Source organism: Colwellia psychrerythraea, assembly GCF_000764185.1.
GTDB classification, from domain to species: Bacteria; Pseudomonadota; Gammaproteobacteria; order Enterobacterales; family Alteromonadaceae; genus Colwellia; species Colwellia psychrerythraea_B.
In genome coordinates, this window is record NZ_JQEC01000040.1 from 90463 (window position 1) to 105140 (window position 14678).

At 38.2% G+C, this 14678-nt stretch carries 9 protein-coding genes; 5 read left to right on the plus strand and 4 right to left on the minus strand.

The genetic code is table 11. The annotated features are described in order from the left end of the window. Positions 1 to 42 precede the first annotated feature (42 nt). The 3 genes from GAB14E_RS08875 (at position 43) to GAB14E_RS08865 (ending at position 6001) form a co-directional block, all read left to right on the plus strand. Positions 43 to 786, plus strand: coding sequence for an SDR family NAD(P)-dependent oxidoreductase (locus GAB14E_RS08875; RefSeq protein ID WP_033082906.1), 744 nt, complete (start codon positions 43 to 45; stop codon positions 784 to 786). A 242-nt stretch (positions 787 to 1028) separates the two neighbouring features. Further along, entirely contained in the window at positions 1029 to 5102 is a 4074-nt protein-coding gene (locus GAB14E_RS08870) for a tectonin domain-containing protein (protein ID WP_033082907.1), read from the plus strand. Positions 5103 to 5353: 251 nt separating this feature from the next. Next, the gene (locus tag GAB14E_RS08865) at positions 5354 to 6001 is read left to right on the plus strand and encodes a PEP-CTERM sorting domain-containing protein (RefSeq protein ID WP_033082908.1); all 648 of its coding nucleotides are present in this window, start codon (positions 5354 to 5356) and stop codon (positions 5999 to 6001) included. 233 nt (positions 6002 to 6234) lie between these two features. Here the strand turns inward: GAB14E_RS08865 and GAB14E_RS08860 are convergent, their stop codons facing one another. From GAB14E_RS08860 to GAB14E_RS0123140, 3 genes are all read right to left on the minus strand, one after another. Continuing rightward, entirely contained in the window at positions 6235 to 7719 is a 1485-nt protein-coding gene (locus GAB14E_RS08860) for a serine hydrolase domain-containing protein (protein ID WP_052093773.1), read from the minus strand. 227 nt (positions 7720 to 7946) lie between these two features. Beyond that, a complete protein-coding gene (locus GAB14E_RS24200) occupies positions 7947 to 8828 on the minus strand; it encodes an alpha/beta hydrolase-fold protein (protein ID WP_052093774.1) in 882 nt (293 codons plus the stop codon). Between the two features lie 40 nt (positions 8829 to 8868). Further along, on the minus strand, positions 8869 to 10287 hold the full coding sequence (locus tag GAB14E_RS0123140; RefSeq protein WP_052093775.1) for a S41 family peptidase: 1419 nt from the start codon (positions 10285 to 10287) through the stop codon (positions 8869 to 8871). Between the two features lie 200 nt (positions 10288 to 10487). Here GAB14E_RS0123140 and GAB14E_RS08855 point away from each other — a divergent pair, with 200 nt between their 5' ends. Next, positions 10488 to 12557: a winged helix-turn-helix domain-containing protein gene (locus GAB14E_RS08855; protein ID WP_197061218.1), complete on the plus strand. Its 2070-nt coding sequence runs from the start codon at positions 10488 to 10490 to the stop codon at positions 12555 to 12557. Positions 12558 to 12575: 18 nt separating this feature from the next. Here the strand turns inward: GAB14E_RS08855 and GAB14E_RS08850 are convergent, their stop codons facing one another. Continuing rightward, positions 12576 to 13118, minus strand: a complete 543-nt coding sequence (locus GAB14E_RS08850; RefSeq protein WP_033082910.1) for a GNAT family N-acetyltransferase — start codon at positions 13116 to 13118, stop codon at positions 12576 to 12578. 301 nt (positions 13119 to 13419) lie between these two features. Between GAB14E_RS08850 and GAB14E_RS08845 the strand changes: the two genes are divergently transcribed. After that, entirely contained in the window at positions 13420 to 14667 is a 1248-nt protein-coding gene (locus tag GAB14E_RS08845) for an efflux RND transporter periplasmic adaptor subunit (RefSeq protein ID WP_033082911.1), read from the plus strand. Positions 14668 to 14678: the final 11 nt, after the last annotated feature.

Below are 14678 nucleotides of genomic sequence, written 5' to 3' on the forward strand. Positions count from 1 at the left end.
AACATAAATAACTAACAACATTCATGATGAATAGAGCTAAATATGAAATTTAAAGAGAAAGTAGCCGTGGTTACTGGCGGTACAACAGGTATCGGCTTAGCGACTTGTAATGAATTAAGCCAACAAGGTGCAAGGATTTATAATTTAGATATCTCTGTGCCTGACACTAATGAACATTCATTTATTCCGTGTGACATTGCTAGCTATAGTGAGGTGCAAAAAGCGATTGAGCAGATAGTTGCACTCGAAGGAAAGATCGATTTACTTTTTGCTAATGCTGGCATTCATTTATTTGCCAATATTGAAGAAACTGATATTGCCGATTTAGATCATATTATTGATATCAATATTAAGGGCGTTTTCTACCTGCTAAAAAATGTCATACCTGTTATGAAACAACAAAAAGCAGGTAAAATTGTCTTGATGGGCTCAGATCAATCCTTTGTTGGTAAGGGGCAAAGTGCTGCTTACGGTATGTCTAAAGGTGCTATTGGTCAGCTAACTAAAAGTACCGCCATTGATTATGCTCCTTTTAATATACAAGTAAATTGCGTCTGCCCCGGTAATATCGATACACCGCTATTAGCAAAGGCGGTTGATCGTTTTGAATCTTTATCAGGTTTATCTAAGGCAGAAGTAGCTACACTTATTAATGAGGCTCAACCTATGGGTAGAATTGCACAGCCGATTGAAGTTGCGAAAACGGTCAGCTTTCTCTTGTCTGAAGAAAATAGTTTCATGACTGGCTCATTAGTGCCTGTAGATGGTGGTTATACCTGCCAATAATATTGCTTAATAGCGGTTTCTAAAACATACCTAACTATGAGGCTCAGCTTTTATGAAGAGCCTTAACATCATATAATAAGCATCACTTATTGCTTTATTTGGCTAAGCCGACTGCTTAATCCTACCTATTTGTTACAAACTTCTCAGTCAGTTCACATTTCATAATTAAACTATAAACATCTTTTTTTATAGTGCCAGCTTTAAGGCTTTTACTGTGAAAATACTCAAGCATAGAGGTATTTATGACACCAAAGTATCAACATAAAACATTATTTGGTTACAACTGGATTATGAAAAGTTGGCAAGCAGCCAAACCAGCATTATTTCTAGGACTACTTGGAGCTGCATCATTAAATGCATCAGCCAATGAAAACCAACTGGAATACAGTGAAGCTCAACAGAACCTTGTTGATTTATCAAACAATGATAATGGCTTTATGATGGACACTGAGAATGCCGATTATTCCACTTACTTTAACGGCGCAAATTACTTAGCAACTACAGGCCTAGGTTATGCAGGCATGAGTACCATAGGTACTTACGGCGTTTTTTATGTAGTGGATTTTGCTGGTGTTATTGTTGGTGAAGCATTAGAGCGCACAGGTCATGCTGATGTTGCCGCCTACTTTCCCAATAACAATGCATTTAATATAAATATCCATGTTAGCGATGACGAGTTTACCGATGCATTAGAGATCGCTTGTGACTGTAATATTGACTGGGGCTTATACGCCAGTATTCTTACAGATGCCAGTTTTACCATGACAGATAAGATGTTCAGCACGCCAACTTCTATTGTCACTGCTATTTTTGCCCCGCAAGTATTTGCTGAAGACTTACTGCAAGATGGTGCCAACTTACTATTAAACAGTGGTTACGATGGTGAACTTCGTGAAACACTCGAATTGATTGATTCTGCTTATGGTGATTATAACCATTGGCAAGATACTGAATATGCACAAGTCACTAATCATAACCACAGTGATTTATTTACCTACCTGTATGTACCTGATCCAAATAGTCGAAAATTAACAGATGCTAATGGTGAATACCATGCACAATTTTCCCCTTACCTCCTAACAGGTCTGGGTAGTAGTTGGGGTTATACGGCATGGGCTGGTTGGGACAAACTATACGCCTACTCCGGTGCAGGCAACTACTTTATCAATAATGACTGGTTAAAGCTAGAAACGGGGGATGGTGCTTTTTCAGGCTGGCGTGGAAATACTTTCCTTGTGGGTAATACAACCGTTTATGCTGCTGGCGCTAATGACACCATTATCAATTCTGATTATGCCGAAGGTGGTGGCGGAAAAGACATTTTTGACAATGTTTATAAAGCTTATGGCCAAAATGGTAATGACTATATTCGTGGTTCATTCCGCGCCTATGGTGGTGACGGTAACGATATGATTGTTGAAGCGCGCCGTGGTGAAGGTGGTAACGGTAACGATACCATCATGAATTCTGGTAGCGGTTATGGTGGTGAAGGTAATGATCAATTATTCAATAACTGCCTTTCTTATGGTGGTGCCGGTGACGATTATATTGTTGGTAAGCGTTATGCTTCTTTCTCTTGTGAATTAAATGGCGGCGACGGTAATGACCATATCAAAGTAAAACGTGGTGATAACCGTGTCTCTGCCGGTAAAGGTAACGATATTGTTGAAGTAGCGATTGAAAATGAAACCATGCTGTATGCCGGTACCGAGAAGTTAACTTCCAGTATTTATGGTAATGGCGGAACAGACTCGATAAAAGTGACTCTTTCTCATCAAGCTGATATTAATGTCACCCGCAATAATGCTGGTCGTTATACATTTAAAGGTATCTATATAGAAACCACTATAGGTGATTTTGAGAATCACCTTTTTATCCTAGACACTGAATATAAGGTCAATGCCAGTCCTATCAGGCATGATTTAGAAGTTATATCGAACCGTGGCAGAAGGCATAACGCACATTTTATCAGTGGTAAAGGAAATGATTTAATTCGTGCTGGTGCCGGCGATGACCGTATTAACGGTGGTGAAGGTAATGACATCATTGATGGCGGCACAGGTAACGATACATTAACCGGTGGCCTTGGTGATGATCTGATTGTTCCTGGCGCAGGTAGCGACATTATAAATGGCAGTGGTGGTGTTGATACCATAACTTATGCTGATGAAACCGCGGGTATTGAAGCAATATTTTGGAAAAAATCGGTTACTGCTTTAGCGCGTAATGAAGTAGATACCGTTGAAAATGTTGAAGGAATTATTGCAACCGACTTTGATGATGTTATCGCAATGGCGGGTGCTGTCAATAATATCGTCAGCGCTGGTGCTGGCGACGATATCATCCACACCTTTGGTGGTGATGACATTATCAACGCGGGCAGTGGTAATAACCGTGTCTTTGCCGGTAATGGTATTGATACTATTGATTACTCGTTATCTTCATGGTCTGTTACTGTGCATTTAGCTAATGAGCAAGCAACGCATGGCAGCTTTACTGATGAGTTAGAAGTGGTTGAAAATGTAAAATCATCTCGCTTTAACGATATAATTACCGGTAGCGACGTTGATAATATTTTTTACGATATTGACGGTGCTGATAGCTACCACGGTGGCAACGGCAACGATACGCTCGATTATACTCACAGCGCTACTCAATATGGCCTAGATGCAAATTTATCCGCTAATCGTGTACATGTACGTGATGAAAACTATCATATTCAGCAAGACAGACTATCGAGTATAGAGAGCCTAGTGGGTACTGCCTTTGAAGATTACCTAACCGGAGACAACGGTGCTAATACGCTAAATGGTGCTGACGGTAATGACTACCTATATGGCCGTGACGGTAACGACACTTTAATTGGTGGTGCTGGTCATAACACCTTAAACGGTGGCGCAGGCAATGATACTTTTATTATTGACCGCCTATCTGATAGCCGTAATTCAAATGTTATTCAAGATTTTTCCGCTGGTGATAAGTTGAAGTTAGATGCACAAGCATTAGCAATTTACCCAACTATTTTAGGTACAGTTGATTACGGTGTTGATGCCCAAGGTGACGAACGTCATTTGTTAGTTGAAAACGATCAACTGATCTTACGCTCAGCGAATTCAGATGTTGTTTTGGTACATTTTAACACAACACAAAATGCCCAAGCCGTATTAAACGCCATTGAATTTGATAAGTTAATTCCACAAGACCTAGAGGCAATTACCTTTAGTCAAATTAACGGCCAATTAAAACAAATATCTATTGCAGAAGATGGTAGTACTTGGGGCGTTTCGGCAAATGGCAATATTTATCGTCGTGATGGCAATAGCTGGACCAAAATAGCAGGTTCATTAGATAATATTTCTGTCGGCTCAGCCAATCACGTGTGGGGCGTGAGCAGCAACAATAAAATTTGGAAGTTTAACGGCAGAGGCTGGAATCAAGTCAGTGGTCTATTAAAACAAATTTCAGTTGGCAGTGATGGTAGTGTTTGGGGTGTTAATGACGCCTGTAAAATTTTCAAACGACAAAACAATAGCTGGGTACGTAAAAACGGCTGTTTAACACAAATATCTGTAGGATCTGCCAGTCATATATGGGGAGTTAATGCTTCAGAAGACATCTATCGCCGTAATGGTAGTAGCTGGCAAAATGTTGCAGGTAAGATGGCTCAAGTTAACGTGGCAGCTGACGGCAGTGTTTGGGCAACAGATAATAGTGGCAATGTAAATTTCTACTATAACGAATGGCTAAAAGTAAATGACAATGTCAAATATGTTAGCGTCGGCAGTAGTAGCAAAGTGCGTGTAATTAATAAAGACGACCGAATTTATCAGGCAAACATTGATAATGGTGTTGTCGGCATTAGAACATTAATCGATACCCATAGTGGCCCATCACAAGTAAAAATCAGCCTTAAAGCCTTCGATAATAAGTATGTTGTCGCAGAAGGTAATGGTGGAGGCAATGTTAATGCTAATCGTACGGCAGTTGGTCCATGGGAGAAATTTACCTTAATCAATCATGATACCTCTACCTGTATTAATGATGGTGATCGTGTCTACATACGCGCTGGTAATGGCAAGTACTTTGGCGCAACCAACCCTAATGGTTATTTAGATGCAAAAGGTAACGGTAAAAACGATTGGCAACGCTTTACCTTTAAAAACTTAACTGACAATGTTGGCTGTTTACAAGATGGCGATCGCATTGCACTAAAGAGTTTTCATGGTCGTTGGGTAAATACCACTGACAATGGTGGTGCCAATGCGCAATTAGTTAAGTTATCTTTCCCTGGAAAATTTACCTTAAACTTCCGTTAAGCTATTGTTTAACTATATGAATAGCAAGTAGCCTTGCGTTAATGCCGATTAGTTAAGGCAACCAAGATTGAAAATTTGGTGAATAGTATAAAAAATCCGATGATAATTTGTCATCGGATTTTTTTTGCCGGTTTATTACCTATAGCCGTTACCGGCTTCGCACTCACTTCACATTTCACTTATATAATGCATTTAATCGTAATTGGGCTGTTAGCTTAATGAAATTTAAATAACTCGTGGAATTGTTAAAAATGAACAACTTCGTAAAGATGGCGTTGATAACCGTACTTTTATTTAACTCACATAAGTCTTTTGCTAATATAATTACTTGGGATTTCGAATTCGAAGTAAGTTTTGTTGAGGATAGAACTAATGGTGCATGGTCTAATCCACTTGTCGCGGGTGATATCCTTTCAGCTAGCCTTAGCTTCGATAGTAATAGCCCTGTACTGGATGACAACAGCTATCAAACAGTTTTTGATGTAAGTAATGCGACATTTGATATAGTAGAGTTAACCAGTAATCAGTGGTTAACTAACCTAGATCCTTTATCTTGGGTTAATCATTCGCCTAGTCGAGAATCAGGTAGTATTCGTTCTTCTTATTCTGTTGATAACGCCCTAACTGGTAACATTAATTGGGAGGCAATGTATTTTAGTTTTATAGATGACAATCCAGTTCAATCGTATACAAGTTTCCCTATCAACTGGGGTAATGTACCCGTTTCTTTTACTTATCATAGAGATTTAGATGCCAATAGTAGTGGCTCTGAAATTTATATTACAGGTCAGTCGATTTCAGCAACACAACGAATGGCTGTACCTGAGCCGACAACCTTAGTTTTATTTCTCATCGCAATATTATTTATCGGCTCTCGTAAGTTAAAAGTCATCAAATAGTAGCTGACATAATCTCTATTATTATCCCCTCAAGGCTCAAGGATGAGCATTTTTCACTTGAGAAATAAGAAAACTAACTTACCTTGGTTATAAACATAGCCCGTAAACATAGCCCGTAAACATAATCATCAACCAGCTTATCAGCAAATCTCTGAGGTTAATAAATAAAAAAAACAATGAGTTAAACCAATAGTGATTCACTTAGTTATTGGTTTAACCCTAATTTGTCGCCACTATAGCTGAGAGATCAGCTCATTTACTTTACGTCTTACCGGCGCAACTACGTCACTTTGATTTGCTAAAATAATCACCACGACATCTTTATCTAAATGAATATCTAACTGAGCATCGACACCTAACGAAGCACCATTATGACCAACAACTCTATCATCAATAGCACCTGAAACGACAAAACCATAACCATACCAAGCGGGTGAGTTATATTGCACCTTATTGCTATAGGCTTGCTCTGTCATCTCTTTACTTAATAACTTAAATTGGATCAGTGCTTGAGAAAAATTATAAAGGTCGGTCACAGTAGAATATCCCCCGCCTGCAGGTCCGCCTTTTATGCCACTGCTATAATAATTATTTACCCAGCTATCACTATGCGCCATCTTTAAATAACCAATGGCTAAGTTTGGCGTAATGGCATCAAGCTCATAACTTGCTGAATTAACCATATTCGCTTCTTTGTAGATATTTTTATCTACGTAGTCATAATAGCTATCGCCACTAACTTTTTCGATAACTAAACCCAGCATATGCATGCCTGAGCTAGAGTAGCGATTACTTGTTCCTGGAGTGAACAACAAAGGCGTGCTGGCGATAATATTCTTATAACTGCTTAATTCTCGATAATTACCTTTACTGCTATTATTAAATTCGTCAGTGAAAAAGTTACCTAAGCCAGAGGTATGGGTTAATAATTGCCTGATGGTTATTTGCTCTGCCTCTTTTTTTGGTAACCAGCTGCTATCAACATAATCAATCAGTTTATCTTCAAAATTTAATTTTCCTCGTCCAATCAATTGCAACGTAGCAATGGCAGTAAACATTTTGTTCATCGAGCCTAAGGAAAACTTAGTACTAAGATTATTTGCAATTTCAAAGCTTTTATTCGCTTGTCCAAATGCCTGTTGAAAAAGTACCTGTTTATTTTTTGCTACCAGTACGGTGCCTGAAAATGCATCATGATTAGCGACATTATCTAAAAACTTATTCAACTGAGTTTTAAATTCATCAACATTAATTTTACGCTTTATTACCGTTTCACTTTTAGCTTCAGCAAGATAAAAATAGTTTATTTTATAAGGCTGAGTTGTCGTTCTATTAACATGGAGAATATAAGAAAACTGGTTATGTTCAGCAATAACTTGTGCTCTTTCATTACTGCCATTCATGGATAAATGTTTTACTAAGGTAAGTTTCCCATGAGTATTACGATTATTCAGCATGCCGCCAATATGTGCTTCAATGCCGTACATGCCAATGCTTTCTGGATTGATATTTTCTAACAAATAACGGCTAACAGTTTGTCTGTCACCTTGATTAAAAGCTGCCAATAACGAAGGCAGTATAGAAGGTGATACTGAAGGTAACGACGCAGACTGTCGCTGTTTTTCATCTGTCTGAATTACTTCATTACTTAAAGCTGTAGGGGTACAAACAGCAACACTAAAAATAATAGATATAAGTTGTAAATTATAATATTTCAAGTTTTCTTCCTTTTCTAATTATGATTTTTATCATCATTAAGGTGAGGTAAACACCATAAGCTGACTTATGGTGTGGCAATTTATGATGATGCGACAAGAGTGCAGTGCTACTTTTGCCTAGCAATTTTTTGTGCATTGTCATCTACCTTTGAAAAGGCCGAAGAGAAAAAGTTAATGATATGTTCGGCTTGGAGAAAACCAATATCATGACCTCTTTTATGATCCACCTAATTCACTTTAATAGTCTTATTTTTTAATAACTTAACTAAATAGCGGCTACCTTGTGGTATCCAAGTAAATCTGTCTTTGCTGCCATATTCAATATGGATTGAAGTTAACGGCTCTGACAGTTGCTGATAATCATCAACCTTAGCCGGTAAATTACCAAAACCAGAAGCCCATTTGGTGCGTATTACCGCTGACGTTTCATTCCAATCAAACCAATTGTTAGTATTTCCTTTATAGGCAAAGGCTGCTCCGTAGCGATTCATAAAAGTACTCCAGCCTTCATTTCGCCATTGCCTAGTCGCGATATCTAAGCCCTTTTCATCAAATAACCCAGGACTTAAGCTGAAAAGGTGTTTGAATTTATCAGGATGTTTAAAAGCAATATTGATGGCTGCATAACCGCCCATTGAATAACCAACAATGCCGCGATAATCCGCTTTCGCTAGGGTGCGATAGTTGTTGTCGATGTAACTAATAACATCTTTGGTAACAAAGTCTCGCCAATTACCTGTAACCGGTGAGTTAGCGTAAAAACTACCACCAAATTGATTATTACCATTGATGCCAACAACAATCATTTCTTGAGCTTTATCTGCCAAGATATAGTTATCTAATGTATTAGTAATAACGCTCGCTTCATTAGCATTGCCACCATAACCGTGCAAATAATACATTACTGGGTATTGCTTATTAGTCGAACCATAAGAAGACGGTAAATAAATGTACAGCCCTTGCTTTTCTCTCACGTCTAGTTTGGCATTTGCCAATGATGGTGCAGCAATATTTATTGCAACAACCTCTGCAAAAGTAGAAAAACTTATGAAGAATAAACTACTTAATACACTACCCATTACACTGTACTTAATAAATCCTGTGCGCATTTTTTTTCCTTAAAAATTTTTATGTTGTTCTGGCTAGTAATTATTCAGATAAAAACTGCTTTGCCGTGGGGTTATCGGGATTAAGATGTAATGATTTTTTATAATTTAGACGCGCTAACTTATTGTTACCTTGCTTTAAGTAGGCTTCACCTAAGCTATCAAAGGCATTAAATGAATAAGGAAAATTTTTAGCATTAAAACTAAAAATTAATATTGCCATGGCGGTATTCTGCTTATCCACTAAATACTCATAACCCATGAGGTTAATTTGGCTCTCATCCAGCAATTCATCAGCAATGCTCTGCTTAAATGTTTGCTCGGTTTTGTTTATTGCGATGGCTTTGTTTGTCTTTACTAACTGCTCTATTTGAACGAGTTCTGTCATTAACAGCTGACTTTGGGCAAGCTTTTTATCAAGATCATTTAATCGATATTTCTGAGCAGCAACTTTAGCTAATTGATAAGCTTTATCAAAAGCTTGCTCAGCCGAACTTTTAACATCAGGCATTACGCCAGTACCTTCCCAATTGGTTTTTGTAATTGGGTTAATCGCTGTTCCTGTCGGCATAAACATAGAAAAAAGCTCATTGATGTTAACCTCACTACCCGGATTTGCCCCGCCACCAGTAACCTCACCGACGATAGTGGCGCGTTTTTGGGTTTTGAAGTTATAGGTTAGTTCTTCTGCGCCAGAAAATGTTTTACTACTAGTAAGCACATATAAGGGCACATCAATTCGGCGTTTACCCACTACAGTGTCTAGGGTCCAATACTCCTCGGTAATATCAGGCGCTCGCCAGTACAAGCTATTTAAGTGAGTGTTTTTTGCCAAGAAGTAACTACAAATAAAGCGCACCATGTCTGGATTACCGCCGGTATTGTTACGCATATCTATAATGAGAGCATCAGTACCCTCTAACAACTTCATCGCTGATATTGCCACTGACTTTGCCTTGTCACTACCGGAAAAGTAGCGAAAGTCGATATAACCCACATTCCCCGCTAAGCGCTCTACTTTATAGAAACCATAATTTTCTTCTAATTCGCTACGCTGACGCTTTAATTTACTTAGCTTGGCATTACCTAAATTAGCGACAGGGCTAGTTAAATTATCTGATGGCGGCGGTGGAGGTGGTGGGTTAAACCAGACTTGCATATGTTTATCGTGGTTAATACTTTGTAAGTCTTGGGTCAGCTGGTCAGCAAAAGCTTTGCCATCAAGTATATTGGCATACGCGCCAGTTTTAAGTTGCTGACTGATAAACTCCGCAGATTTTTGACCTGCTTTAGGAAAAACATATTGCTGATTGATCTTATTGATCATGGTATTAACCACGATGCTGCGCTGCTCTTTATCAAGCTGATACATAGCGATTGCTTGTGAAAAACTTGCTGTTGAAAAAACAGTTACCAAAAGTAATGACGGTAATTGCCATAAAAGACGCTTAGCTCTGAGCATAAAATTTCCTTTTAAGTTTGTTATTCAAAAATTATCATTGCTCAATATATTCTTTAGCCAGTAAGCATTTTCAAAGATATATTGTATGCACTTGATGTATACTCAAGTTTTCCAATAAATGATTAAATAAGCGATATAATTTAGCGTATTTTTTTATTAAGAAAACATTAACATCAATGAAAACAGGGACTGTAGTCGTTTTGAGTGAAACAAAAAACATTAATGAACTAGCCAAGAAAACATTTTATTTAGATGGCTTTAGGATAGATCCGCTCAAAGGTGTTATTGAAGTTGCAGAGGAGGTTCATCAAATAGAGCCCAAAGTGATGGATGTTTTACTCTATTTAATCCTAGATCTTGGTGATGTGGTTGAACAAGAAATTCTCTTTAGCCAAGTTTGGCCAAAATCAATTTACAGCCCCGGCTCTATCCGTCGCTGCATAACCATACTACGAAAAATATTCAAAGATGACAATAAAACGCTGATTGTTACCCATCCCAAAAGAGGTTATAGCTTACAGGGAAAAATTCACTTCCCAGACAAGTTGCTTGATCAAGCCGTTAAAACACGAAAAAAACGTACAACGGTACTGGCTATTACCACAATGATTTTATTATCCTGCATTACTATTGCCTTATTAGGTACGAAACAAGCTCCGCAAAATATTCATGTGGTTACTGCAAGCCCATTAACGGCATCAGAATTACACGAAGATGGTGCGCGATTCTCCCCCGATGGTCAGTACATTGCTTTTATTAAATCTATCCAAGGTAATGAACACTTGGGCCACATTTGGTTGATGAATCTAGAAAGTGAACAAGAATACCAGTTAACTAAAGAAGCTACTTACCTTAAGTCTTTAGTCTGGATGCAGGATGGTAAAGCATTACTTTATGTCTCAGTAGCCCAAAAAGGTATTAGCATTAATCGTATTACTTTAAATATGCAGACACAAGTTAGCTCGATAATTGAAGTGCTTAACTTACCAAAGTTAACTTGGATCAGCTCCATTGCCTGGGCGAAATCCAATCAGCTTTTTTATATCGCTAAGCATAAAGGCAAATATAGCTTGATTCGAAGTAACCTGACCAACGGTGAACAAAGTATATTATTTAGCGAAGATGACAGCTTTCATCCTTATGAAATAGCCTTGTCAAAAGACTCACAGCAACTGGCCATTTTTGCTTTAAACCAAAAGTATAACTCTACCGTTAAACTTATGGCTGTTAACAAGCTAACCACTCAGGATATTAAAGAAACCAAAGAAATAGTCTTAGGCCAAAACAAGTATTATGGTGCTTGGCATCCCAATAACCAGTCTTTGGTTATTCATGATGGTCGTGAGTTGTTGTCGCTTAACATGCAGGGGGATATGAAAAAAATTGCCTTTGAAAACTACCAATATTTGCGTTATCCAGAATTTTCCCCTGACGGTAAACAAATACTGTTAACAAGGCAGGTTTTAGATGAAGACATTTGGCTTACACCCTCTGATAATAAAGCCTTATCGACCAAAGTTATTAATAGTAACACTACCGATTTTCTTGCCAGCCTTAGTCCTGATGGCAAAAAAATTGCCTTTGTTTCCATTCAGCGAGGATTTCCTCAGCTATTTGTCCATGATATTGAATCAGCTGAACAAACCTTACTATATGACAACCCAAAGCAATTGTTATTTATCGCTTATCCTGTTTGGCATCAGAGCAGTACTAAAATAGCCAGCGCCTTAAATCAACGCCCTTTTGTTATTGAGTTTGCTGATAATGCCCATACCATTAAAGAACTTACTTACAGCAAAGGCATTCCTTTACAGTGGTATTTCAATGAAGAATCATTGTTAATGAAAAATTATGATCAGGGGAATAAAGCTTATGCAAAATTATCTTTGCTGAACCAAGCAACGACAACGCTGCTGAGTAGCATCGAACATCATGCCCAATTAAGTAATGACAATGAACTACTGATAATAAGCAACACTGAAATCATACAAGCTAACTTTAATGGCAAGCAACCAGTGCCATTAGCGACAGTTAACGGTGAGATTATCGATCATTACCCAACATCAAAAGGCATCTATTTAAGTATTAAAAATCAAGATACGTTGTCATTGTGGTTGTATGATTTTTCAAGTAAAAAAATCAACAAAATGAGTGAACTTAGCAATGATTTAAAAATTTGGGATGTAGAGAAGAATAATAACTTTATGCTCACCATTAGTCGTCGTTCTGAGAAAGACTTATTACTGTTAACATTGAAGTATGGTGATTAGAAGGGGACTTCACCGATTTTAGCTAGGGTTGGTGAGGTCCTTGCGTGTTAGCAAACCGTAAACATAATCATCAACCAACTTATCATTAATCAATGTATTTTGACGTAGACACCCTTCTCTCTGAAAACCTAACTTTTCTAACAACTTATAGGAACCGGTATTATTAACCGAACAAATAGCCGTTAGCTTATTTAGCTTTCGTTCGGTGAAAACATAATCCTTAAGTAGAGTTAGTGCTTCTGAGGCAAAACCTTTACCTTGGGCGCTTGGCTTCATCATAAAACCCACTTCGGCAATCTTAGCTTCGCGATCAACAATTTTAATGCCGATACTACCTAGCTTCTCTCCGGAAACTATTTCGGTTATGCCCAAGGTTAACCAGCTATCACTTGTTTCACTCCAGGGCTGTGCTTTCGCCTCAAAAGCGGCCTTTGCCTCATCATAAGTCAAAGAATTATAAACATGCTCCATCATTTTGGGCGACATAGATAATTCGATAAAAAGATCTTTGTCTGAATAATCAAAGGGCGATAGTTGTATGCTTTTTCCAGTAAGTTGCACAATACTTCCTTGATTTTATTCCGTCTTATTATGGATATGAAATTAACCTATTCGCTTTTAATATCCAACTATTTTAATGCTGTAGAAACCAGACAACAGTAATTATATGCTTAACAGCCCCTTTCACGTTTTTCAGAAAACCTTCCCTCTTTCGGTAACAGTAAAATCCCAAAGACCGAAAAACAAATACTTTACCCTTAAAAATCAACAAATTAAAAACTGGCACACTATTAGCTTTATAGAGGTTAAGTTAAATAAAATTATCGCTCTTTACATAAGAGCAATCGTAGAGAGAGGCAACATGGATATTAAAAAGACCAGCCCAGTGAAAAAACGCTCGTGGTTAAAACCTGCAGTACTTATTGTTAGCGCGCTAGTATTTAGTGCTTGGCAATTCACTCAAGCCAGTTCAGATGTCAGCGTTGCCCGCAATGAATTGAGATTAGCTGCAGTGCAACAAAGTGATTTGCCTTTTACCATTTCAGGTTTTGGTAAATTAATTTCTAAACATAAACGTTTATTAACGGCGCCGACAAAAGCCACGGTAGAAGAAATTCTGGTATTACCTGGCACCCAAGTAACGCCAGTCACTATCATTATGAAGTTAAGTAACCCTGATTTATTACTGCAAGTAAACAATGCACAAATGGAACTTGCCAGACACCATGCTAGCTTACGTGAATTAATTATTAATCAAAAAAGTGACTACTTAGCGCATCAAGCCATATTGGTACAAATTAAATCCAACCTAGCTGCAGCCGAGCTAAAGGTTGAAGCACAAGCTAGTTTAGCGAAAAAAGGCATAGTTTCATCAATCGACTTTAAACGCTCCAAATTGGCCGCCACGCAATTGGCAGAACAACTTACCATTGAGCAACAACGATTGGCGCATTTAAAAAATGCACATCAAGAAAAAATTGCCGTACAAGGGCAGTTTGCCAAGCAACTTGATGCCAACTTAGCATTAAAACAATCATTACAAGCAGGCTTAGTGATTCATGCGGATATTGAAGGGGTATTACAATCAATGCCTGTTACTTTAGGGCAAAGCGTTACGGCTGGTGAACAACTGGCACTGATAGCAAGTAATAAAACTATGATAGCGCAACTGAAAATTCCGCAACAAGACGCGCAAGACATTGCCATTGGCCATCAAGCCGAAATAAATACCCGTACGGCATTGGTGAGGGGCGTAGTAAACCGTATAGACCCAGTGATCACTAATGGTAGCGTACTTATCGATATTGATATTACTGATGCCCTGCCAGTCAATGCCAGACCTGAGTTAAAAGTAGAAGGTAAAATTGAAATCGGTGTATTAAACAATGCTCTCTATGTAAAACATCCTGTGGGCGTAAAAGCTAACTCTACTGCGCAGGTTTTTACTTTACTTGCCGACCAACAAACCGCAACATTACGCACCATGAAGTTTGGTCGCGTTATTGGTAATAACATCGAATTACTTTCTGGTGCTAGCGAAGATGAACAATTTATTGTTTCAGATACTTCGAGCTGGTCACCAAACCACACCCTGACAATAACTGATTAGTAACAATTTAT